The following is a 22,267-nucleotide window of genomic DNA, read 5'->3' on the forward strand; positions in this document are numbered from 1 at the left end:
GCGGCTCAGAGGGCGTCATCCAGCCGCTGCAGGTGCCGGTACAGGCTGCGCTCGCTGAGCCCCAGACGCGCCGCCAGCGAGCGCCGGTCGCCCCGGTGTACGGTGGCCGCGTAACGCAGGTATTCGCGTTCCACTTCCTCCAGCGGGCGGATCTCGCCGTCGGCCAGCGCGCGCGGCGGCGGCAGGTCGCGATCGTCCACGCCTTCGGTCACCTCGGTGCCCAGGTGTTCCGCGCGGATCTCCTCGCCGTCGCTGAGCAGCGCGGCGCGTTCTAGGATATTGCGCAGCTCGCGGATGTTGCCGGGGAAGGGATAGCGTTCCAGCACCTCGCGCGCCCCCGGACTGAGATACGGGCGGGCCGGCAGTTCGAGACGCTCGAACAGGGCCTGGGAAAGGATCGGGATGTCCGCCTTGCGTTCGCGCAGCGGCGGTACGCGAATGGGAAAGGTGCTCAGCCGGTAATAGAGGTCCTCGCGAAACTCCCCTTCGCGGACCAGCTGGCGGAGATCACGGTGCGAGGCACACACCAGGCGGAAATCGGCGCGCCGCGGTTCGGTGCTGCCCACCCGCCGGAAGGTCCGGGTCTCCAGCAGGCGCAGCAGCTTGACCTGCAGCCCGTGGGGTACGTCGCCGATCTCGTCGAGGAACAGTGTGCCACCGGCGGCGGACTCCACCAGCCCGGCCTTGGCATGGGTGGCCCCGGTGAAGGCGCCGCGTTCATGGCCGAAGAGCTCGCTTTCGAACAGGGTCTCGGTCAGGCCGGAGCATTCCACCGGCACGAACGGGCCTTCCGCGCGGCGGCTCTGGTCGTGCACGGCACGGGCCACCAGCTCCTTGCCGGTGCCCGACTCGCCCTGCAGCAGCACCGATGCCTCGCTGGGCGCGACCCGGCTGACCAGCCCCAGCATCTCGTTGAAGGCGGCGGACTGTCCGACCAGCCCCTGTTCCCCGGCCTGCGGAGACGAGACCGGCAGATGGTGCAGGACCTCGATCAGGTAGCGCAGCTTGCCGTCGGAACCGTGGATCGGGAACATCTCGACGTCCACGTGTTCCTTGCCGCGAGCCGTGTGGTGGACGTGCAGCGTGCGGTTGGGCTTGCCGGTGGCCAGGGTGTCACGCAGAGGGCAGGTCTCGCCTGCTTCATCACAGGGCCGGCGGAAGTCGTGCGAGGCTTCGTAGCAGCGTTGCCCGTTGCCCCCGGCATCTACCTCGTACAGATGCCGATAGGCATGATTGGCGCCCAGGATGTCGTAGTCCGGCGACAGCAGGATGGCGGGCTCCTGAAACACGTCGAGGATGCTGACCACCTCGTCGCGGTCCAGGCCGCGTGTCCATTGAGGCACGGATTCTGTGGGCAACTTTTCGTTCACGATGCTGACGGCTCCGGTGTCCGGGAATGGGTCCCTGCGTGTGGCAGTATCTCCCGTGTTCCCGGTTGGAGTCATGTTCCCGCATCGTGTTGCGGTGCTCCGCAAACAAAAAACGCCACGAACCCGAAGGTTCGTGGCGCCTCGTGTCCGCCCCGCAGCGGGCGGTTGCCTGCGAGCCGGGTCCGGAGAGAGAGAGAAAGACCCGGTCGCAAACCCTGAACGGTCAGGCAGCGGCGCTAGTGGTAACCCGCGTCCGCCGTGACCTTGCCGCGGAAGACCCAGTAGGTCCACGCGGTATAGCCGAGAATGATCGGGATGATGAACAGCGCCCCGATCAGGATGAAGAGCTGCGCATCCGGGGAGGATGCGGCGTCCCAGAAGGTGTAGTCCGGCGGAACCACGTACGGCCACTTGCTCACGATCAGCCCCAGGAAGGTGAAGATGAACAGGGCGATCGTGGACACGAAGGGCAGCCCCTCGTGGCGCCGGCGCACCGAGCGCAGGATCTGCCAGGCCGCCAGCAGCGCCAGGGCCGGAAGGACCCACAGGATCTCGAAGGTGCCCATCCAGCGTTCCATGACCTTGGCATCGATGAACGGCGTGATCGCACTGACCAGCCCGAACACCACCAGCACGGCACCCAGCAGCCACGGGGTCACGCGGTAGGCAAAGGCCTGGGTTTCACCCTCGGTCTTGAGGATCATCCAGGTCGCGCCCAGCAGGGCGTAGCCCGCCATCAGACCCAGACCGGTGAGCACCGTGAACGGGGTCAGCCAGTCCAGCGCGGTGCCGGCGTAGTTCAGCCCGTCCATCTGGAAGCCCTGGATATAGGCCCCGACGACCGCCCCCTGGGCGAAGGCCGCGACCATCGAGCCGATCGCGAAGGAGGCGTTCCAGCCGCGCCGGGATTTCGCCGAACTCGCCTTGAAGCGGAACTCGAAGGCCACGCCGCGGAAGATCAGCCCCGCCAGCATCAGGAACACCCCGATGTACAGCGCCGGCAGGAACACCGAGTAGACCAGCGGGAAGGCCGCCAGCAGGCCGGCCCCCCCGAGGATCAGCCAGGTCTCGTTGCCGTCCCAGACCGGGGCGACCGTGTTCATCATGATGTCGCGCGACTGCTCGCCGGGGGCGAAGGGGAAGAGGATCCCCACGCCCAGGTCAAACCCGTCCATCAGGACGTAGCCGACCAGTCCGACGGCGATGATCACGACCCATACCAGTGTGATATCGACCATGGTTTCAGCTCCTTGCGTCAGCGGCAGGGTTGTCGTTGAACGGCGTATCGGCCGCCGACAGCGGGCGCTTGGCGTGCTGCGGCTCCTGCACCGGGTGGTCCGGCTCCGGACCCTTGCGCACGATGCGCACGATGTAATAGACGCCGGCGGTGAAGACCACGGCATACACCGCGATGTAACCCAGCAGACTGAACAGCGCCATGCCGCCGGTCAGCGACGGCGTGAGGCCGGTCGCGTGGTCCATGATTTCGTACACCAGCCAGGGCGCGCGGCCCGTTTCGGTCACGAACCAGCCGGCCAGCACCGCGACGAACGGCGTCGGGATCATCCAGGTGAGGCCCTTGAGGAAACGCTCCGAGCCGAACAGGTCACCACGGAAGCGCAGCCAGGCACTCCACAGGGCGAACGCGATCATCACGAAGCCGATGGCCAGCATGATGCGGAACGACCAGAAGGTGATGCCGACCGGGGGACGTTCTTCGGCGGGCACTTCGTTCAGCCCGGGCACCTCGCCGTCCAGCTCGTGGGTCAGCACCAGCGAAGCCATGTTGGGCAGGCCGATCTCGAGGTGGTTGGTCTCGTTGGCCGAATCCGGGATGGCGAACAGCAGGAACGGTGCCCCGCGTTCGGTCTCCCAGACCCCTTCCATTGCCGCCACCTTGGTCGGCTGGTGCTCGAAGGTGTTGAGGCCGTGGATGTCACCCACCACCAGCTGGGCCGGGGCGGCGAACAGCAGGATCCACATGGTGGTCCCCAGCGCCTTGCGGTTCATCTCGACGTGCTTGTTGCGCAGCAGGTAGTAGGCGGAGACGCCCGCCACCACGAAGCCGGCGGTCAGCAGCGAGGCCAGACCCATGTGGAAGAAACGCGGCCAGAAGCTGGGGTTGAAGATCGCCTCGGCCCACGAGGTGACCTGGAACACGCCGTCAACCAGTTCGAGGCCGGCCGGGGTCTGCATCCAGCTGTTGGCCACCAGGATCCAGAACGAGGAGATGAAGGTACCCAGCGCCACCATCAGCGCGGCGAACACATGCACGCCCTGCGGGACACGGTCACGCCCGAACAGCAGTACGCCGAGGAATGCCGCCTCCAGGAAGAATGCGGTGATCACCTCGTAGGACAGCACCGGCCCGAGGAAATTGGCCGTGGCATAGGAGAACACGCTCCAGTTTGTGCCGAACTGGAAGGACATCACGATCCCGGAGACCACCCCCATGCCGAACACGACCGCGAAGATCTTGATCCAGAACTTCGAGATCCGGGTGTACAGGGCGTCGCCGGTCTGCCAGGCCCGGAATTCCAGGAAGGCGATGAACGAGGCGAGCCCGATGGTGAATACCGGGAACAGTGCGTGAAATGACACGACGAATGCGAACTGCAGTCGTGACAGGAGTAAGGGGTCAAGCTCCATGGCATTGCCTCCGTGAACGATTGAGAGAGGACGCGCTGTGCGTTCCGCCCGGATGACAATCAAGTTGCGTGCCAGTTCTCGCTTTGGGGTGCGTGTTCGCGCTGCGACGCGGTTTGCGGCTGCACCCCGCGGGGAACAGGGAATCCCCGGGGTGTTGTGCATGCCGCACATGACAGTCTAGAACATTGAAGTGACACTCACGGCAGACAAAGCCTCCGGAGTCGGGGGGGCGAGGGGCGCGGAATGCGGTTTTTGCGGGTTTTGTGGCACTGGCACGAAATCTGTATGTCAGAACGGCTGAAGCGCGGCGCCACCGGCGACCGCTCCGAAAAAAGACGCCCCGCGGGATGACGGGGTCGCGAGGAGGCATACACATGACAGATCGCAATAAGGCAGGTTCGTCAAAGGCACCGCTGGTATTGCGGGACGGACTTTCGCGGCGGGACTTTCTTAAACTGACCGGCGGGCTGACTGCGGCGGCAGCCGTAGGGTCTGCGCCGGCGGCGGCGCAGGCCGGTGTGCAGACCCGCGCGCGGATCGTTGTGCTGGGCGGCGGCGCCGCCGGGCTGACCGTGGCGGCGCGGTTGCGCGACCTGCTGGACGGGGCGCGCATCACCGTGGTGGAACCGAGCGAGACCCATCACTACCAGCCCGGCTGGACCCTGGTCGCGGCCGGGACCTATTCGGTCAGCGACGTGACCGCGCGCAACGAGCATTACATCCCGCGCGGCGTCGACTGGAAGAAGGACTACGTGGCCGCGGTGGATCCGGAGAGTCAGGTGGTCGAGACCGCCGGCGGGGATCGTCTGGATTACGATTTCCTGGTCGTTGCCACCGGGATCCATCTGGATTACGAGGCGATCGAAGGCCTGGAGCGCGCGGATATCGGGCAGAACGGCCTGACCAGTATCTATGCCGGCCCCGAGCAGGCGCGGCATGCGTACGAACAGACGCAGCGCCTGGGCGAGCAGGGTGGTGTGGCACGCTTCACCATTCCGAATACGCCGATCAAGTGCGCGGGTGCACCGATCAAGGCGACCCTGATCGCGGAAGACCTGCTGCGCACGGCCGGTCACCGGGACCGGGTGGATTTCCACTATCACGTCCGTGAAGGGGCGCTGTTCAGTGTCGAACGTTTCGACGGGATGGTGCGCGACATCTATGGCGAGCGCGGAGTGGGGATCGAATCCGGATCCGTGCTGCAGGGCGTGGAGCCCGAGCTGCGCCGTGCGACCTTCGTGGATGGCGACGGCAATCGCGAGACGGTGGACTACGACTACCTGCACGTGGTGCCGCCCATGCGCGCCCACGACTGGGTGCGCGAGGCCGGTCTGGCGGTGGAAGACGGCAGTCTGGCGGAAGGCGGCTGGCTGGCCGTGGACGACCAGACGCTGCAGCATGCCCGCTACCCGAACGTGTTCGGCGCCGGCGACGTGGTGGACACGGCGATCGGCAAGACGGCCTCCACGGTCCGGGCCCACGGGTCGGTGACCCCGGACAACCTGGTGTCGGTGCTGCAGGATCGCGAACCGCAACAGCGTTTCGACGGCTACACCTCCTGCCCGCTGATCACCGAGGTGGGCAAGGCCGCCCTGGTCGAGTTCGACTACACCCTTGAGGAGGTCCCGACCTTCGGCTTCATCGACCAGGGGCAGCCGAGCTGGATGTGGTGGCGATTGAAGGTGCACATGATCAAGCCGCTGTACTACAACATGCTGCGCGGGCGTTACCTTCGCTGATCGCGGGCGGCGCGCCTCCGGGGGCGGGGATGCGTTAGGGTAGGGCATTCGCGAACCCCCGGGAGCGGCGTGGCACCCGATATTCTGTTCTATGGCGATCCCCATGGCCTCTTCGATCCCCTGATCGAGGCGGTGGCCCGCCATCGTCCACGGGCGGTGATTCTGCTGGGGGACATGGAGCTGCGCGAACAGTCGCTGGATACCGTACTGGCGCCGTTGCGCGAAGCCGTGGCGGCGGGCGCCACGATGCCGGAGATCTACTGGATCCCCGGCAATCACGAGAGTGATACCGATGCGGCCTGGGCGCATGTGTTCGGCAGTTCCTATGTGGCGGGCAATTTGCACGCGCGTGTCGCGGAAGTGGCCGGCCGGCCGGTAGCGGGTCTCGGCGGGGTGTTCCGTGGACGCGTCTGGTACCCGCGGGGCCCGCGCTGCAAGGCGCCGGTCTTCTTCACCCGAAACGAACATGTGGCGCAGCTCCCCGAACGCGATCGCTGGCAGGGTGCCGGGGATCGCGAGCCGGGTCTGCCCCGGCGCCATCGAACCTCCATCTATCCCGAAGACATCGAACGCCTGCGCGGGCTGCGGGCCGATATCCTGATCACCCACGAGGCGCCGTCGCCGCATGCGAGCGGCTTCGACACCATCGACGGCCTGGCCGAGCTGCTGGGGGCCGTACTGATCGTTCACGGGCACCATCACCAGGACTACGAGGCATATACCCCGGACGGGGTGCGGGTGCGCGGTGTCGGGCGGGCCGGGGTGGTCGGCCTGTATCCGGACGGCCGGCTGGAGACCCTGACGCCCGGCACGGGGGGCCCTGACGCGTCCGGTCAGGAGCCCGCCGCTTCCGGGAGAGCGTCGTGAGTGCAGTGCGTCCGTGGTAATCTAACGATGGTGTTCGCCCGCCCGCTCCGGCTGAAACAGCACCTTGTCGATGCGCACGTGCATCACGCCCCCGCCCGGACGCGGCCACTCGATCTCCTCGCCTTCCGAGAGTCCGAGCAGGGCACTGCCCACCGGCGCCATGATCGACAGCGTCTGCCCGCTGTCATCCATGTCACGCGGGTAGACCAGGGTCATGGTGAATTCCTCCCCGGATTCCACCACCCGGAAGCGCACGCTGGAGTTCATGGTTACGACCGACGCCGGCATCTCGTGCGAGTCCACCACCCGCGCACGATCCAGTTCGGCTTCCAGCTCCGTTCTGCCGGGCCACTCCTCCGCGGACACGGATTCCAGCAACTGGTCCAGCCGCTCCATGTCGGTTGCCGAAACAACGATCTCGGGCTTGTCCACAACTCCACCTCTCGAGGCCGGTCAACGCCACTGCGGTGACCGGTAAAGCATGCAGGGAAAAGGCCGCCGGGAAGCCGACGGACACCACATACCGGGGACGCTGGCGGCCCGGCGGGACACGCGGATGCGGTGCCTCTGACGACCGATTCTGGGGTCGAATGACGCAAAAGACAAACCCGGAAGCACGATGTGATCCGTATCAAGGCCACACGGCCGTCGAACTGCTACACAGGGGAAGACGTTCTGTACCCGGGAGCCCCTGCATGAATCTCCAGATGAACGAGCCATTACCCGGTTTCGACCGTCCCGTCGAGGTCCTGCGCGCCTGCCATCGACGCCTCAGGGGCTGCCTGGAGACGCTCGAACGCTTGCATGCGCACGTCCCGGAACACGGCGCGGATGCCGAGGCCCAGGCCGCGGCCCAGCGGCTGCTGAAATATTTCCATGCCTCCGCACCGCATCATCACGCCGACGAGGACGAGGACCTGTTCCCGCGGCTCAGGAGCCTGGGCGATCAGCCCGACTGCCATCCCCAGCTGCCCGACTGGCTGGACCGTCTTACCGCGGAGCACGAAACGCTGGAAAATGGCTGGTCCCGCCTGGAGCCGGACCTGCTCGACATCGCCGAAGGACGCGATGCCCCGCTGGAGGGGGCCGCGGAATGGATCGAACAATACCGCCGCCATCTGTCCCTCGAGGACGAGGCCGTGCTGCCCCTGGCCGAACACCTGCTGGACGCCGATCAGTGCCGCGCCATCGGCGAAGCCATGGCTCGCCGGCGCGACCTGGACCCCGAACCCCATGACTGATTTCACCCTGGACCTGCGCGGACTGGGCGACCACGCCCATACCCGCGCCTACTACACCCTGCGCGAACTCGGCCCCGGCCAGACCTTCGACGTACTGGTAGAGGAAGAGCCCGAACTGCTGATGGCCGCCGTCGCGCAGCAGCTGCGCCACGCCATCCACTGGGAAACCGTAAAAGCCGGGCCACCGCTGTGGACCCTGCGCGTGCGCCGGCGCGACGACACCGAACCCGTCGACCTGGTCGACCTCCTCACTCGTGACCACCTGCGCATCGACCGCCTGTTCGCCAGCGCCCTTCACCGGGTCAATGCCGGCGATGCCGAGGGTGCCGCTCCGGCATTCCACGCCTATGTGGCCGGACTGCGACGCCACGTTCACGTGGAGAATGAACTGATCGTTCCGCTGCTTGATCTGCCGCGCCATCCGGGCGGAGACGACCCGACGTCCATCATGCTGCGCGAACATGACGAACTGCTGGATCAGACCGCGATGCTGGAACACGAATTCTCCGAGGGGGTCGACGAACCCGGGGTCATCGCGCCCTTCTTCGCCCTGATCTCGGGCGGACTGGCCAAGCACGAAGGGCGCGAGGAACAGAACCTGTTCCCGCACTGGAGCAGGCGCCTGAAGGAACAACCCGACGTATCCCGCGAGCTCTTCGACAAGGCCCGACACATGCTCGTCGTCCCCGGCGACGAATCCGAAGATGCCGCCGACTCCGGCGGGCCGCAGAACCCGCCGGAGTCGGGGAAGGGTTAAAGAAAGGTTGGTTTAACCCGCTCCCGTTCCGGAGGGGTCAGGCACGGCATTCAATTTCGATGTCACGCCGGCGAGCCATGGCTTCGCCGATGGCGCGGCACTGATCGGCGTCCAGCAGGTGCTCGGCCAGGGGCAGCACGGCCTGTTCCTTGAGGCTCAGGTGCCGGCGATAGCGGGCGACCCATTCCGGGGCTCCCGCGAGGGAAGCGGGGCGGCCTTCGGCGATGTCCAGCAGGTCCGGCTCCAGCCGGGCCCAGACCCTTTCGAGGGCCTCGTGATCCGCGGTCAGGCTGTCCAGCCAGGCGGGGAGCTGAGGGTGAGACGCCGGATGGTCGCCCAGGCGCTTGAGCCTCGGGAACAGGTCCTCGTACTCGTCGGCATGATGGTGCGGAGCGGCCGAATAAAAATAATGCAGCAGGCGCTGGGCGGCGGCCTGGGCCGTGGCATCCGCTCCGTGTTCCGGGACGTGAGCATGCAGGTGTTCCAGCCGCTCCAGACAGGCCAGCAGGCGGCGGTGACAGGTACGCAGGACCTCCAGAGGACGGTTAAACCCGGGGAAGGGTTCGTTGATCATCAGATCCATGGGTTTACCTCAGCGTGCTGATTCGGGGTTTGCGGACGGGGGGGCGGGCATGAATATCCAGCCAGGCCCTTCGAGGAGGGGGCCAGGCCGGCCGCCGGCACCATCTGGACGCGGGCGGCGAACGGGATGGTCCCGGCATAGCCGAGCATGAGCGTGAAAGGTTTTTTTTTCATAATGCATGCCTCGTCGTGTGTCCCTGTGCGGGGTGGGTTCGGGATATTTCCTGGGCAGGGGCAGGGCCGATGATCACGACTCGCTTCCCCGTGCCGGGACGAGAATGCATTTGTGTCGGTGTGGGTTCTGTTCGGTGCCGCACACAAGGAGCGGGCCTTATCCCCAGTACCCCTGGCGAAACCAGCCCCCATTGCGCAGGCAGCGAAACAGCCAGATCCAGCGGCCGCGGACATCGCGGGTCAGGGCATAGTCGCGGCGTCGGTCGTTCTCCCGGTCCCACCAGCCGTTTTCCAGCCGCCCCAGTGGCTGGGTGTCGCCGCTTCGGGGTGCCGGCACCGGCTCCGGGGCATGTACCCACAGGGCCGTACCGCAAGCTTGCTGCGCGGGGCTGGGGGGATGTGTGGCGGTGTCCGGCCCCGGCCGCATGGCGGCGAACACGGGTTCCTGCGCATCTTCCGGGGCCGGGGTGCCGCGGTTGACCAGGCGTCCGACCTGTTGCGCCCCCAGACGCGCGCGCAGGCGTGCGAGCACGGCGGGCAGGTGCCTGGGGTGGCCGGCGCCGTGCCCGGCATCGTCGTGGTCCCCGGCGGGGTCTCCGGTCAGTAGCCCGTCATCGGTGGCGGGCGGCTCGAGCAGTTCGGCCGAGTGCAGGCGCAGGCCGATAACCGGGGCCTGCAGGGTCTCGCGCTCCAGCCGCGTCTGCCACAGGCTCAGCCAGTCCGCCGCACGGATGCCCGGCTGCCCGCGCTCCAGATTCAGGCGGGTGGTGTCCTCCCGATGCTGCAGATCCAGCTGCATGCCCTGCAGGCTCAGGGCCCGGCCGCGCAGTTGCTGCTCGGCCTGCTGCAGCAGGCGCCGCAAGGGGAAGACCAGGGCCGTACTCGCACGGATCTCGTGATCCAGACGCAGGGTGAGTTCCAGGGTCGCCGGCGGGACGAAACGCGGCAGGGTTTCGCAGGCATCGCCCAGCAGACGGTCGATGGTCTGCAGCAGGTCCGGCCCGTGGCGCCGGGCCAGCTCCGCGCGGGGCAGGCGCAGCAGCTCGCCGAACACCCGCAGCCCGGTGGCCTGCAGGGCCTCGCGGGTGGTTGCGGGCAGAGGCAGGGTGCCCAGCGGGAAGCGAGCCAGGCTGCGACGCAGGGCATCACGGTCCTCGGGAATCTCCGGGTGCCGGTGCGCGGCGAGCAGCCGCGCAGCGGCCGGGCTGCGGGCCATGCCGGTGCGCGGCTGGAAACCCAGTTCGCGCAGCACCGCCTCTGCCCGTTCGCGCAGGGCCGGCAGCCCGCCGAACAGGCGCCGGCTGCGCCCGACCTCGAGCAGGATGCGCTGTGCTCCGGGTTCGGGATGCACGTGGTCGCTGAACTGCAGCAGGGCGGCGGCGAGCTGGTGAATCTCGCGCGCGCGGGCCACCGGATCGTCCTCGATCAGTTCCGGGGTGTCCAGCAGGGCCAGGGCATCGCCCAGGGGCATGCCCGGGCGGGCGCCGGCGCGGCGCGCGGCACGGTTGGCGGCATGCACCCGGGGTCGTTCCCCGCGTTCCACGATCAGCAGGGGATGCTGCGCGAGACGGTCGGCATCCGCGTGGTGGCGGGCCTGGAGGTCCAGGGCCAGATGCGGGAGCTGGATGGCCAGCCAGCACTCCGGGGCCCCCGGCGCGGCGTTCGGGGACGGGGCGGGTGCAGAATCGCGGGGCAGCTCCGGGAGCCCCGGAAGCAGCTGCAGGGCGGGGCCCGAAGGGCCGCGGTCGCGGGCGGGCGCCGGTTGCGACGGGTGCGCGTCCGGGATCACGGGGCGTCCTCCGCGGGGGGCGGGTGTGCAACGGAGATATCCAGCGGCCGACCGCGTCGGTGCTGTGCGCCGTTGCCCTTGAGAAAGTGCAGGCGCAGGTCCCGGCCATGTGGCTGCCACTGCAGGCGCTGATGCGCTGGCGAGGGCTGTTCGGCCGCCTGCGGCGGACGGTAGAGCACGGCACAGGCGCGGCTTTCGCCGGCCGCCAGGCGCAGACGCCGCAGGCGCGCGGTTTCCGCAGGGCCGTGGATCCAGACCAGCAGTGCGCCAAAGGCCGGGTCACGCAGGCACTGTTCCGCGCTCCACAGGCGTTCGGGGTCCTGTTCGGCCTGCACCAGCAGGACCCGCTCCGGGGGAATGCCCAGCTGCTGCCAGCCGGGCAGCCAGGGGGTGGCCGGCGGGCCGATCAGGGCGATCCACAGCCGCGCGCGCGCGCAGGCGGCGAGCATCGGGACCAGCAGGCGGGTCTCGCCGCTGCCGAAGGGCGCGCCCAGCAGTTCCACCAGCTGGCCGCGCGGCCAGCCGCCGCCCAGGGCCTTTTCCAGTTCGGGCGTGCCCGCCGGCCAGACCGCGTCGCCACTGACGGGGGCGCCCTGGCGGCCGCGCCACAGGGCCGGGTGTTCCAGCAGCGAGTCCAGGGCGCGGGTCATTCGCCTTCCAGATTTCGCAGTACCCCTACGCCGATCCCCTCGATCGCGAGTTCGCGGCGTTCGGGATCGACCTCGATGGGGCTGAAATCGGGGTTTTCGGGCAGCAGACGGATCCGCGAACCATCGCGCCGGAAGCGCTTGACCGTGACCTCGTCCTCGATGCGCGCGACCACGATCTGCCCCTCCCGGGCCTCCGGGGTGCGGCGCACGGCCAGCAGGTCGCCGTCGAGGATACCGGCATCGCGCATGCTTTCGCCGTGTACCCGCAGCAGGTAGTCGGGACGAGCCCGGAACAGTGCGTCACCGAGATGGTAGTGCCCCTCGATGTGTTCGGTGGCCAGCAGCGGCGAGCCGGCGGCGACGTGGCCGACCAGGGGGATGCCGTCCGCTCCCGAGGGCGTGGCGGGCGAGGGGCGCGTGTCGGGAGGCAGGCGGATCCCGCGGGCCGCCCCGCCCACCAGTTCGATCGCACCCTTGCGCGCCAGGGCCTTGAGGTGGCATTCCGCCGCATGGGGCGAGCGGAAACCGAAGGCCGTGGCGATCTCGTTGCGCGTGGGCGCGGTGCCCTGGGTGGTGACCACCTCGGTGATGTAGTCGAGGATGGCCTGCTGGCGCGGGGTAAGCGAGGGGTCGGACGACACGAGGGCAGCTCCGGATACTGTTCATAATTACAGTAACCGGAGGGCGCCCGGGTCGGCAAGCGGTCAGTCGGGGTCCGCTGCGGCCCCGTCCTCGTCTGCTGCGTGCCCGGTGTAGAAGCGCCGGGCGTCGTCGAACAGCTCGGCGTTGGTGTCGGCACGCATGTACAGCATGTGCCCGCCGGGATAGCGGCCGGTGACGATGCGCTCGTCGTCGCCCGGGTCCGCGGCATGCGCGATCTGCCCCAGCAGCCATTCGGTGGCGAAATAGGGGGTGATCAGGTCGGCCTCGCCGTGCACGCTGAAGATGCGAAAGCGGGGATCCAGTGCCAGCGCGGTGGCCAGGTCGTCCATCGCCGAGGCCGGGCCGGTCCGCTGCGAGCTGTCCCAGTCCCAGGCACCGAAGACTTCGCGGCTGAGCAGGCGATACTGATGCCCGTGTGACCAGTCCAGGGTGTTGCGCAGGTGGTCCAGCATGGCGGTGGACAGCGGGGCCACCAGACCGTCGAGGATGGCATCGGCCCGCGGCCGCGTGCGGGTCGGGATCGGATCGGGCGAATCGATCCCGCCGTCGTACAGGCTGACCAGCCGGCCCTCGTCCCGCAGCAGGCCACGCTGCGCCATGTTCAGGGTGACGCGGCCGCCGGTCGCGCGCAGGTGGTCGCGGTCGATCCCGGTGAATCGGGCCACTTCATCGATCCAGTCCGCGTCGATCCGGTCCGGATGCAGCAGGCCTTCGAGATAGTCCCCCAGCGCGAATGCCTCCGCCTGCTCGAGGCTCGGCGGGTCATCGCCCAGGCGGTCATGCGCGCGGGCCGAGGCGGTCAGCGCCGGCAGCATCAGTGCGTGCGGGAGCGGGCGGCCGGTGCCGCCCTCGAGCATGCCGAAATCCAGCGCGGGGGAGACCAGCACCGTGCCCGAGACGCTGATGCCGGAGTTGCGCATCAGCCGCGCCGGCAGGGCACCGGCGCGATAGCCGCCATAGCTTTCCCCGCCGAGGTACACCGGGTCGCCGCGCCGTCCGTGGTCGTCCAGCCAGCGTTCCAGGGTTTCTTCCAGCGCGGCCAGGTCGCCCTCCGGCTCGAAGAAATCTTCGGGATCGCCGGCCTCCATGACCCGGCTGAAGCCGGTGCCCGGCGGATCCACGAAGACCAGGTCGGTAAATGCCAGCCAGGTCTTCGGGTTGTCCACCAGGCGCGGCGGGGTGGTGGCCGACAGGCCACGCTCGTCGGTCTCCAGCACCCGCGGTCCGAGTCCGCCGACGTTGAGATAGGCCGAGGCCGCCCCCGGTCCGCCGTTGAACAGGAAGGTCACCGGGCGGTCGGCTTCTTCGTCGCCCATCGTATAGGCTACGCTGAAGACCCGCGCCTCGGGGTGTTCGCGATCCTCGCCCAGCGGGGTGTAGCCGACCGTCGCGCGGTACTCCAGCCGTTCGCCGTCCACCGTTTCCAGCGAATGCGTGGTGGTCACCGGCTCGGGGAGCACCGCCGGAAGGTCCTCGCGATTGTCTTCTTCGCCCGGTGCCGGGGCGGCGAGCAGCAGCAGGACCAGACCCAGGGCACCGGGGCCGCCATGTCGCCGCATCAGCAAACCGCCGTCTCCTCGGTGTCGGGGCAGTCGTGCTGCACCACGCGGTCTTCTTCCAGCCAGTGCTTGATGCCGTCGGTGACGTTATGGACGTCCTCGTACCCGAGACCGTCGGCCAGCGCGCGGGCCAGTACGCCGGTGCGGCTGCCGGTGCGGCAGATCAGGACCACGGTGTCATCCGGGTCTACCGCATCGGTGAACGCCTGACCGAATTGCGGAATGAACTGGCCGCGTTCGTCGAAGGCGGTCATGCGCAGACTTCCTTTCACCACCCCCGTCTCGGCCCATTCGTCGGGGCGGCGGATGTCGATGATCGTGACGTCGTCGCGTTCGAGCATCCCGGCCAGCTCGTTATTGTTCAGGCCGCCGAAGGGCGCCCGCTCCACTTCCAGGATCTCCACTTCGAAGCGCAGAGTGGCGTTCGGCGGGATCACGTCACCGGCGCCGCGTGACCCGTAGCCCAGTTCCGGCGGGATGATGATCTCGCGCTTCCCGCCCTCGCGCATGCCTTCCAGGCCCTTCTCCCAGCCCGGAATGACCTCGCCGGCGCCCAGGGTCAGGGTAAACGGCTGGCCGCGGTCGCGACTGGAGTCGAAGGGTTCGCCCTGGTCCTCGCCATCCTCGTACACCCAGCCGGTGTAATGTACGGTCACGGTGTCATGACGCACGACCTCGGGGCCTTCGCCTTTTTCGAGGTCGCGGATCTGGACGTTTTCCGCCAGCGCGGTGGCGGGCAGGATCAGAGTGATGAAGATTGCAAACAACCAGGCCTTCATGAGCCCTCCGGAACCAGTTGGCAGGAGGAATAACCTACCAGACCGGGCCCGGTGAGTGCGCGCATGAATCCGTGTCTCTTCAACCCTGACGCCGCTGCTCCCAGAATTGTCGGGAGAGATTCTGCAGACCGGCCGCCAGTTCGCTGACGGAACGGGCGGCACCATGGCTGTCCCCGGCGCGCGTGGCCGTCGTGTCGGCCGCACTGCGAATGGTTTCCACGCCGCGGTTAATCTCGCCTCCGGCGGTCCCTTGTTCTTCCACGGCGGCGGCGATCTGATTGCTCATGTCGCGTATGCGCGCGATCCCTTCGGTGATATGAGTCAGGGATTCGGCGGCCCGGCGGGCCTGGTCGACACTCGCACGGGCCTGTTCATGGCTCTGGTTCATGACTTCCGAGGCGGCCCGGGCCCGGTCCTGAAGCCTTTCGATCATCGCCTGGATTTCGGAGGTGGAGTTCTGGGTCCGGCTGGCGAGGGTGCGGACCTCGTCGGCGACCACTGCGAACCCGCGACCCTGTTCGCCGGCGCGGGCGGCCTCGATGGCCGCATTCAGGGCGAGCAGGTTGGTCTGCTCCGCGATACCCCGGATGACGTCCAGAACGCTGCTGATTTTCTCGCTTTCTTCCCCCAGTTCGCTCATGACCGCGGCTCCGCGCGCAACTTCTTCACCCAGGGTTTCGATCGAGCGGGTACTTTTCTGGACGATTTCCTGGCCTTCGCGGGCCTCGGAATCGGTCTGATCGGCGGCGTCCGCGGTGCTCTGTGCGCTGCGGGCAACGTCCTGCACACTGTTGACCATCTGGTTGGTCGCACTGGCGACCTCCTCGGTCTCCTGCTGCTGCCGGTCGCAGGCGGAGCGGCTTTCATTGACCGCGGCCGTCAGGCCTTCGGCGGTCTCGCCGAGCTGTTCCGCCGCGTCGCCCATGCGGCCGACCACCGCGCCGGCTTCGGCTTCCAGCATCCGCATGGCGAATTCCAGTTCCCCGGCTTCGTCCATGCGGCCGGTATAGATGTACTGGCTGACCGGGTTGCCGGTGAGTCGGCGCGCCCGGGCGACCGCGTTGCATAACGGAGAAAGACCGTTCCACGCCAGTCCGCCACCCACCACCAGTCCCGAAGCGGCGATCACTGCGGCACTGGGGGCTGTCAGGCCGGTAAAGGTGGCGGCCACGCCCAGCCCGGCCGCCAGCCCGCCGGCGATGGAAGCAAGGGCCCGGGTCTTGATGCCCATCCGGGGCAGGCGCAGGGCCAGTGGCGTGCGCTCCTGCATCAGATCGGCATAGACGCGTTCGGCCGCTTCTACGTGTTCGCGCCGGGGTTTGGTGCGTACGGACTGGTATTCAATCACTTGACCATCCCGCATGACCGGAGTGACATAGGCGCTGACCCAGTAGTGGTCCCCGTTCTTGCAGCGGTTCTTCACCATTCCCATCCACGAGCGCCCGCTCTTGATGGTGTTCCAGAGATCGGCGAAGGCGGCCGGCGGCATGTCCGGGTGGCGGATGACGTTGTGGTTCTTGCCAATCAGCTCTTCGTGCTCGAAACCGCTGATCCGGAGGAAATCCGGGTTCACGTAGGTGATGGCGCCCTTGAGGTTGGTAGTGGAAAGAATATTGGCGCTCTCGGGGTAGTCCACCTCACGTTGGGTGACCGGAAGATTCTTCTTCATGTTTCCCCCCTCGGGAAAGGCCGTGTTGCCGGGTCTCTTGCAGGCTTACGGCGGCTGCGGGCGGAACTGAAGCTAAATCCCTTTTGTTAGCGCTGTCAATTGATTTTTCGGGGTCAGCGAAGAAGGCGGCGACGGATGCGGTAGCTGGCCAGGCTGATGGCCACGGCGCCGTAGCCGGTGATGACGGCAAGATGGGGCAGCCACTGCACTGGCCAGCTGCCGGTCATCAAGGGTCGGACCAGCTCGATTACGTGGGCCAGTGGCAGCATCCAGGCCAGGGTCTGCACCCAGTCGGGCAATTGTTCCAGCGGGAAGAATACTCCGGAGAGCAGCAGCATGGGCGTGACCGCCAGGGTGAAATAGTAGAGGAAGAAATCGTAGCTGCGCGCCAGCGAGGTGACGACCAGCGCCAGCGCGCCGAAGGTAAAGGCGGCGAGGAAGATCACCGGCAGTGCGAGCAGGGCGCGCGCGTCGGTCACCAGGCCCAGCAGGCTGGCGACGATCAGCACGGTGATGGCGCTGACCAGGCCCTTGGTGGCCGCCCAGATCGCCTCGCCGAAGACGATGTCGTCCAGGGTCAGCGGGGTCGCCAGCATGCCGAGCCAGGTGTTCTGTTCTGCCATGCGCGTATAGGCCGAGTACATGCCCTCGAAGCTGGCGGTCATCATCGCGCTGGAGGCGACGATGCCGGAGGCGATGAACACCATGTAGCGCATGCCGTCGACCTCGCCCACCATGGCGCCAAAGCCGACCCCGAACGCGAGCAGGTAGAGGATCGGTTCGCCGAAATTGCCGACCACCGCCGGCAGCATCAGTTTGCGCCACACCCGCAGATTGCGGCGCCACACCGTGAACAGGCGCGGGCCGGGGCGGGGCAGCAGGGGGTGGGTGCGCTGGCGCATGGGCATTCAGTCCCGCAGGTCGTGGCCGGTGAGCTTGAGGAAGACGTCTTCGAGGTTGGCCTCGCGCAGGCCCATGCGTTCCCCGCGCGCCTCCAGCCGGCCGCGCAGGCCTTCCGGGTCGGGGGTGTAGATCAGCCAGGTGTCGGCGACCTGGTGGGCGCGGTCGCGCGGCCCCAGTTCGTTTTCGATGGAGGCGGCGGCGCCGTGGCCGGCGACCGTGGCCACCCACGGCTCGACGTGCTCTTGGATCAGCCCGGCGGGCGTGTCACAGGCGATGATGCGGCCATGGTCGATGATCGCGATGCGGTCGCACAGCTCCTCGGCCTCCTCCATGTAGTGCGTGGTCAGCACCAGGGTGACGCCCGAGGCACGCAGCTCGCGCAGCTGTCGCCAGAGGTGGTGACGGGCCTGGGGATCGAGTCCGGTCGTGGGTTCGTCGAGGATCACCGCGGCCGGGTCGTTGATCAGCGCGCGGGCGAGGGTCAGGCGGCGCTTCATGCCCCCGGACAGTGACTGGATCGGCGCGTCGCGCTTGTCGCTCAGGTTCACCCGTTCCAGCAGCCGGTCGATGTGCGTGTGCAGCGCCGGGCCGGACAGGCCGAAATACGAGGCATAGGTGGTCATGTTCTCGCTGACGGTGAAATCGGGATCCAGGGTGTCGAACTGCGGCACCACGCCCAGTCGGTGGCGGACCGCCCGCTCGCCCTCGGGCATGCTCCGGCCGAGGACCTCGATGTGACCGGCATCAATGGGCGTGAGGCCCAGCAGCATGCGCAGGGTGGTGGTCTTGCCCGCCCCGTTGGGGCCCAGCAGGCCGAAGAACTCGCCCTCCGGGATGTCCAGGTTGACGCCGTCCACCACCGGCGTGCCGTCGTACCACTTGCGCAGGTCCTGGATGCGGATGGCGGTCAAGGGGTGTCCTTTTCGCAAAACGAGTAGTCGGGATCCCGCACAGTGTAAGGTGTTCCCGCCGGGTGCCGCGAAGGGGGCAGGACAGCACGGGGATTTCCGGTGCCCATGGTCGTCGCCGGGGCAATGCGCTACCCTTCGCCGCGTTCGCGCGCAAGCGCGCTCCTGTAAAGGCAGCAGCTCTGCGGCAGACTGTTCCGGCCAACGCGAGGTGATCGATGCAGTTGTTCTGGCAACCCCGGACGGATCTGGGCAAGGCCATCGGGCCGGGCATCCTGATGGCCGGCGCCGCGATCGGCGGTTCCCATCTGGTGTCTTCGACCCAGGCCGGTGCACTCTACGGCTGGTCCCTGCTGGGATTGTTGCTGCTGGCCAACCTGTTCAAGTACCCGTTCTTCCTGTACGCGGTGAAGTACCGCGCGGCCACCGGCGACACGATCCTGCATGGCTACCGGCGCATGGGGAAGGGCCTTCTCGCGGCCTTCTTTGGCCTGAATCTGGTCAACGCCTTCCTCAATACCGCGGGGGTCGCGTTCATCTCCGCCAGTCTGTTTCTGGCGTTCCCGTTCGTGGATGCGGCCGAGCATGTAACCGGGATCGCCATCGGCATCCTGTTGCTGTGTGCCGCCATCATCATCGCCGGGCATTATCAGCTGCTGGACAAGATCGCCAAGGTGGTGGTGTTCCTGCTGGCGGTGTCCACCCTGACCGCGGTGATCGTGGCGATCTGGCAGAGTGCGGAGATCCCCGAGGGGTTCGTCGGACGCGATCCCTGGGACCTTGCCTCCATCGGCTTCATCATCATGTTCATGGGCTGGATGCCGGCGCCCATCGACATCGCGGCGTGGCCGTCGCTGTGGCGGACTTCGCGCGAGATCGAGACCGGCCACCGCGCCACGGTGGGCGAGTCGACCACCGATTTCCACATCGGCTACATCGTGACCGTGGTCCTGGCGGTGTTCTTCCTCGCCCTGGGTGCGCTGGTGATGTATCGCGCCGGCGCAGGGATCGAGCTGGCCGACATGACGGCCGGCGAGTTCTCCGCTCGCTTCATCGAGATGTATACCTCGACCATCGGCGACTGGGCGCACTGGCTGATCGTGCTGGCGGCGTTTTCCGCGATGTTCAGTACTACCCTGACCTGCATGGACGGATGGCCGCGCTCGCTGGCGATGAGCACCTTGCTGCTGTTCGACCGCCCGGAGACGGGGCTGCGGCGCACTCTGGTCGCATGGCTGCTGTTCACGGTGGTGGCCTGCATCGTGATTATTCAGTTTCTGCTGACCGATCTGCTGGCGATGCTGCAGTTCGCGATGGTGGTGTCGTTCCTGACCTCGCCGGTGTTCGCCTGGCTCAATTACCGCGCCATCCAGCGTCCGGAGGTGCCGGAAAAGGATCGCCCGGGTCCGGTCATGCATGTACTGTCCTGGGCGGGGATGACGTTCTTCATCGTGTTCACGCTGCTGTTCGTGGTGTGGTTCTTCGGGCTGCAGGATGCGGCCGAGGAAGAACGCGAGCGGATCCAGGAGGAGGAGCAGGCTCTGGTCGTCCCGTTCGAGCCGACGGCCCGGGTGTGATTGCCGGGAGATTCCCGGCGCATATCGCGTTCGCGTGCAAGCACGCTCCCACAGGCAGGTGTGGTGGAGGTGCCGCAGGAGCGGCCCTGGCCGCGAATGCATTCGCGTGCCGGCAGGCTCCTTGTGACAGGAATTACCTCAGCTCGAGGCGCGCGCTCGGGTGAGCCGGCGCACGATCAGCGTCAGCAGGACGGCCACGCCGATCGCCCCGATCGCGAACGCGGGGCTGGAGAGCAGGTCCGGGCGCAGCAGCAGTAACAGGCCCAGCGCCAGCATCATCATCCCGGACAGCAGTTTGAGCAGGCGCCCCTCGTGTTCCTGCAGCTTGCGGTTGCCCAGGGTGAAGGCGAACAGTGCGACGATCGCCAGCATCGGCAGCACGTAGATCAGGTTGTACGCGAGCAGATAGCCGTAATAGCCCACGGCCCCGGGGTCGTGGGTGGTCAGGATCCGGGTGTAGATCATCGGGAAGCCCAGGGTGCACAGGATCTCGTAGAGGTTGACCACCACCGCCAGGACCACGGTGGCGCCCAGCACCCAGGGCAGACTGTCGGCCTGGGTCAGCTCGCGCATGCGGCGGAACAGTCCGGGCCGGGCCGAGTCCGGGATGCTCAGCGATACTCCGCGCTTGAACAGGAAGTAGTCCTTGATGTTGATCAGCGCCATCGCCAGCGCCACGGCCCCGGCGATGCGCGTGATCAGAGGCATCTCGCCGAGCACCAGAAAGGCGTTCAGCCAGGCGGTCATGAAGGTGAAGTAGATGACCCCCGAGATGGTTACGAAGACCCCGCCGATCAGCAGGATGCGGCCCCGACTGCGGCTGTGCACTACCACGCTCAGCAGGAACAGCAGGACGAAGAAGGCGCAGGGATTGAACGCGTCGAAGCCCGCGAGGATCAGCGTCAGCGCCGGCAGGGACAGCCGGTCGGGGTGCAGCTCGCCGAACAGGGGCAGGCGCAGCGGTTCGGCCTCGGTCCACAGCGCGCGTTCCAGCTCGGGTGGTTCGCCGGCCTGAACCCGCCGGTGACAGGTCTCCAGCAGTTCGCGCAGCCGGGCCTCCTGGCGTCCGCGCGTGTCGAACCCCTCGAGCATCGCGCCGCAGAACAGGAAACCGGGCACCGCCCGGGCCTGTTCGCCGCGTTCGGCGGCCATCTGGCGGTAGAGCGAGCCCAGTTGCGGGTGTGCGGTCAGGTCGTAGCTGCGCACGTCCAGCCAGGGGTAGTCCTGCGCCAGCTGATGGACCACGGGCAGTGCGTCGAGGCAGCGGGGGCACTCGCGGGTCCAGAAGAAATGCAGGGTGATGGCAGGGGAGGCCCCGTCGGCGTCGTCGGGTTCGCCACCCGGGGTCTGGGCCTGGGCGGTGCCGCCGGCGAGCGACAGCAGCAGGAAGCCCATCAATATCCAGGCCAGTAACGCGTACCTCCGTGCCGGATGTCCGTGACTCTTCGCGGGTGGATCGTGCCTTCCCGGCATGGGGCTCCCCGTACTGTTCCCTGTCGCCGAGTATAACCGGCTTTCAGCGTGCCTCGTCGTCGCGCCAGCTGGCCAGCGCGTGCAGAGCCAGGGTTACCAGAACGGCCGTCCCCGCGACGAGCGTCATCAGCGGCGGCGCCTCGGCCAGGAACAGCCAGACCCACAGGGTACCGAACACCGCTTCCAGGACCAGGAACAGGGCGACTTCCCCGGCCGGGAGGTGGCGGGTGGCCAGGGCGATCATCACCAGCGCCAGTGGCAGCTGCACCGCGCCCATCAGCAGCAGTGTGGCCAGGCTGGTGGCCGACACCGCCAGCGGCGCGGCGAAGAAGAGCGCAATCACCGCGCCCAGCAGGCCGCCGGTGGCGATCACCGCGAGCCGGTCGATCTGCGGCGAACGGCGCAGCAGGGTCAGCTTGAGGCCGACCACCATGGCCGCGCCCAGCGCGAACAGGTCCCCCAGCCAGCCGCCGGTTTCCAGCGAGCCGGCGAACACGCCGACGATGCCGGCCAGGCTGAGCAGGATCGCGACCCAGGTCCGCAGCGGGATCCATTCGTGCAGGATCAGGCCCGAAAACAGGGCCGCGAACAGCGGCGAGGCGGCGAGGATGACCACGGCGTTCGCGACGGTAGTATGCAAAACCGCGAGGACGAACAGATAGTTGGTGGCAGCGAATCCGGTCGCGGTCCACCATGCGTCCATGCCGCCGCGCTGCATGCAGGCCCAGGTCCAGCGCCCGTTCATCAGTCGCAGCACGACGGTGAGGGTGATCGCCATGAACAGGCCGCGCCAGAACAGGATGTCCGGCGCGCTGGCATCGGCGAGGCGTACCAGCAGGCCGTCGAAGCTGATCGCCATGACTCCGATGAACGCGAACAGGGCACCGGTGGCGTGCGGACTGAGGTTGCGAATCAATG

General features: G+C 67.6%; 20 protein-coding genes. 5 read left to right on the forward strand and 15 right to left on the reverse strand.

Annotated elements, in window-relative coordinates:
• Window positions 1–5: 5 nt before the first annotated feature.
• The 3 genes from B1A74_RS03325 to B1A74_RS03335 all read right to left on the reverse strand — a co-directional run bounded on the left by B1A74_RS03325 (window position 6) and on the right by B1A74_RS03335 (window position 4,019).
• A complete protein-coding gene (locus tag B1A74_RS03325; RefSeq protein WP_077243757.1) occupies window positions 6–1,370 on the reverse strand; it encodes a sigma-54 interaction domain-containing protein in 1,365 nt (454 codons plus the stop codon).
• Between the two features lie 236 nt (window positions 1,371–1,606).
• Window positions 1,607–2,608, reverse strand: a complete 1,002-nt coding sequence (cydB, locus tag B1A74_RS03330; RefSeq protein ID WP_018946079.1) for a cytochrome d ubiquinol oxidase subunit II — start codon at window positions 2,606–2,608, stop codon at window positions 1,607–1,609.
• Between the two features lie 4 nt (window positions 2,609–2,612).
• Window positions 2,613–4,019, reverse strand: a complete 1,407-nt coding sequence (locus tag B1A74_RS03335) for a cytochrome ubiquinol oxidase subunit I (protein WP_077243758.1) — start codon at window positions 4,017–4,019, stop codon at window positions 2,613–2,615.
• Window positions 4,020–4,393: 374 nt separating this feature from the next.
• Between B1A74_RS03335 and B1A74_RS03340 the strand changes: the two genes are divergently transcribed.
• Together B1A74_RS03340 and B1A74_RS03345 are read left to right on the forward strand one after the other, a co-directional pair.
• The gene (locus tag B1A74_RS03340; protein ID WP_077243759.1) at window positions 4,394–5,758 is read left to right on the forward strand and encodes an NAD(P)/FAD-dependent oxidoreductase; all 1,365 of its coding nucleotides are present in this window, start codon (window positions 4,394–4,396) and stop codon (window positions 5,756–5,758) included.
• Window positions 5,759–5,827: 69 nt separating this feature from the next.
• Window positions 5,828–6,625 (forward strand): metallophosphoesterase family protein, encoded by a 798-nt coding sequence (locus B1A74_RS03345; RefSeq protein WP_018946076.1) that lies wholly within the window; start codon window positions 5,828–5,830, stop codon window positions 6,623–6,625.
• A gap of 21 nt (window positions 6,626–6,646) precedes the next feature.
• Here the strand turns inward: B1A74_RS03345 and rnk are convergent, their stop codons facing one another.
• Window positions 6,647–7,057: a nucleoside diphosphate kinase regulator gene (rnk, locus tag B1A74_RS03350; protein WP_018946075.1), complete on the reverse strand. Its 411-nt coding sequence runs from the start codon at window positions 7,055–7,057 to the stop codon at window positions 6,647–6,649.
• A 263-nt stretch (window positions 7,058–7,320) separates the two neighbouring features.
• On the opposite strand from rnk, the gene B1A74_RS03355 reads away from it, so the two are divergent.
• Both B1A74_RS03355 and B1A74_RS03360 read left to right on the forward strand, forming a co-directional pair.
• A complete protein-coding gene (locus B1A74_RS03355; RefSeq protein ID WP_024328848.1) occupies window positions 7,321–7,866 on the forward strand; it encodes a hemerythrin domain-containing protein in 546 nt (181 codons plus the stop codon).
• Window positions 7,859–8,623, forward strand: a complete 765-nt coding sequence (locus tag B1A74_RS03360; protein WP_018946073.1) for a hemerythrin domain-containing protein — start codon at window positions 7,859–7,861, stop codon at window positions 8,621–8,623. The genes B1A74_RS03355 and B1A74_RS03360 overlap by 8 nt, the downstream gene beginning before the upstream one ends.
• 37 nt (window positions 8,624–8,660) lie before the next feature.
• On the opposite strand, the gene B1A74_RS03365 is transcribed toward B1A74_RS03360, so the two are convergent.
• The 9 genes from B1A74_RS03365 to B1A74_RS03405 all read right to left on the reverse strand — a co-directional run bounded on the left by B1A74_RS03365 (window position 8,661) and on the right by B1A74_RS03405 (window position 18,302).
• Window positions 8,661–9,206, reverse strand: a complete 546-nt coding sequence (locus tag B1A74_RS03365; RefSeq protein WP_024328846.1) for a hemerythrin domain-containing protein — start codon at window positions 9,204–9,206, stop codon at window positions 8,661–8,663.
• A 330-nt stretch (window positions 9,207–9,536) separates the two neighbouring features.
• Window positions 9,537–11,012, reverse strand: coding sequence for a Y-family DNA polymerase (locus B1A74_RS03370; RefSeq protein WP_167769398.1), 1,476 nt, complete (start codon window positions 11,010–11,012; stop codon window positions 9,537–9,539).
• 152 nt (window positions 11,013–11,164) lie between these two features.
• Complete coding sequence (gene imuA, locus B1A74_RS03375; protein ID WP_077243760.1) at window positions 11,165–11,818, reverse strand: translesion DNA synthesis-associated protein ImuA; 654 nt, start codon at window positions 11,816–11,818, stop codon at window positions 11,165–11,167.
• Entirely contained in the window at window positions 11,815–12,459 is a 645-nt protein-coding gene (gene lexA, locus B1A74_RS03380; protein ID WP_077243761.1) for a transcriptional repressor LexA, read from the reverse strand. Before lexA ends, imuA begins: the two co-directional genes overlap by 4 nt.
• A gap of 63 nt (window positions 12,460–12,522) precedes the next feature.
• Complete coding sequence (locus tag B1A74_RS03385) at window positions 12,523–14,040, reverse strand: S10 family peptidase (RefSeq protein ID WP_244269158.1); 1,518 nt, start codon at window positions 14,038–14,040, stop codon at window positions 12,523–12,525.
• Window positions 14,040–14,819 (reverse strand): FKBP-type peptidyl-prolyl cis-trans isomerase, encoded by a 780-nt coding sequence (locus tag B1A74_RS03390; protein ID WP_024328841.1) that lies wholly within the window; start codon window positions 14,817–14,819, stop codon window positions 14,040–14,042. The genes B1A74_RS03385 and B1A74_RS03390 overlap by 1 nt, the downstream gene beginning before the upstream one ends.
• Before the next feature lie 79 nt (window positions 14,820–14,898).
• Window positions 14,899–16,488 carry a methyl-accepting chemotaxis protein gene (locus B1A74_RS03395; RefSeq protein WP_077243763.1) on the reverse strand — a complete coding sequence of 530 codons (1,590 nt, stop codon included), beginning with the start codon at window positions 16,486–16,488 and terminating at the stop codon, window positions 14,899–14,901.
• Between the two features lie 113 nt (window positions 16,489–16,601).
• A complete protein-coding gene (locus B1A74_RS03400; protein WP_018946065.1) occupies window positions 16,602–17,390 on the reverse strand; it encodes an ABC transporter permease in 789 nt (262 codons plus the stop codon).
• A 6-nt stretch (window positions 17,391–17,396) separates the two neighbouring features.
• Window positions 17,397–18,302 (reverse strand): ABC transporter ATP-binding protein, encoded by a 906-nt coding sequence (locus tag B1A74_RS03405; RefSeq protein WP_077243764.1) that lies wholly within the window; start codon window positions 18,300–18,302, stop codon window positions 17,397–17,399.
• 215 nt (window positions 18,303–18,517) lie between these two features.
• Between B1A74_RS03405 and B1A74_RS03410 the strand changes: the two genes are divergently transcribed.
• A complete protein-coding gene (locus B1A74_RS03410; protein ID WP_077243765.1) occupies window positions 18,518–19,876 on the forward strand; it encodes an NRAMP family divalent metal transporter in 1,359 nt (452 codons plus the stop codon).
• 138 nt (window positions 19,877–20,014) lie between these two features.
• On the opposite strand, the gene B1A74_RS03415 is transcribed toward B1A74_RS03410, so the two are convergent.
• Together B1A74_RS03415 and B1A74_RS03420 are read right to left on the reverse strand one after the other, a co-directional pair.
• Window positions 20,015–21,271 carry a thioredoxin domain-containing protein gene (locus B1A74_RS03415; RefSeq protein WP_208855974.1) on the reverse strand — a complete coding sequence of 419 codons (1,257 nt, stop codon included), beginning with the start codon at window positions 21,269–21,271 and terminating at the stop codon, window positions 20,015–20,017.
• A 121-nt stretch (window positions 21,272–21,392) separates the two neighbouring features.
• The gene (locus tag B1A74_RS03420) at window positions 21,393–22,265 is read right to left on the reverse strand and encodes a DMT family transporter (protein WP_018946061.1); all 873 of its coding nucleotides are present in this window, start codon (window positions 22,263–22,265) and stop codon (window positions 21,393–21,395) included.
• Window positions 22,266–22,267 lie beyond the last annotated feature (2 nt).

The sequence above is a fragment of the Thioalkalivibrio halophilus genome, from assembly GCF_001995255.1.
Taxonomy (GTDB): Bacteria; Pseudomonadota; Gammaproteobacteria; order Ectothiorhodospirales; family Ectothiorhodospiraceae; genus Thioalkalivibrio; species Thioalkalivibrio halophilus.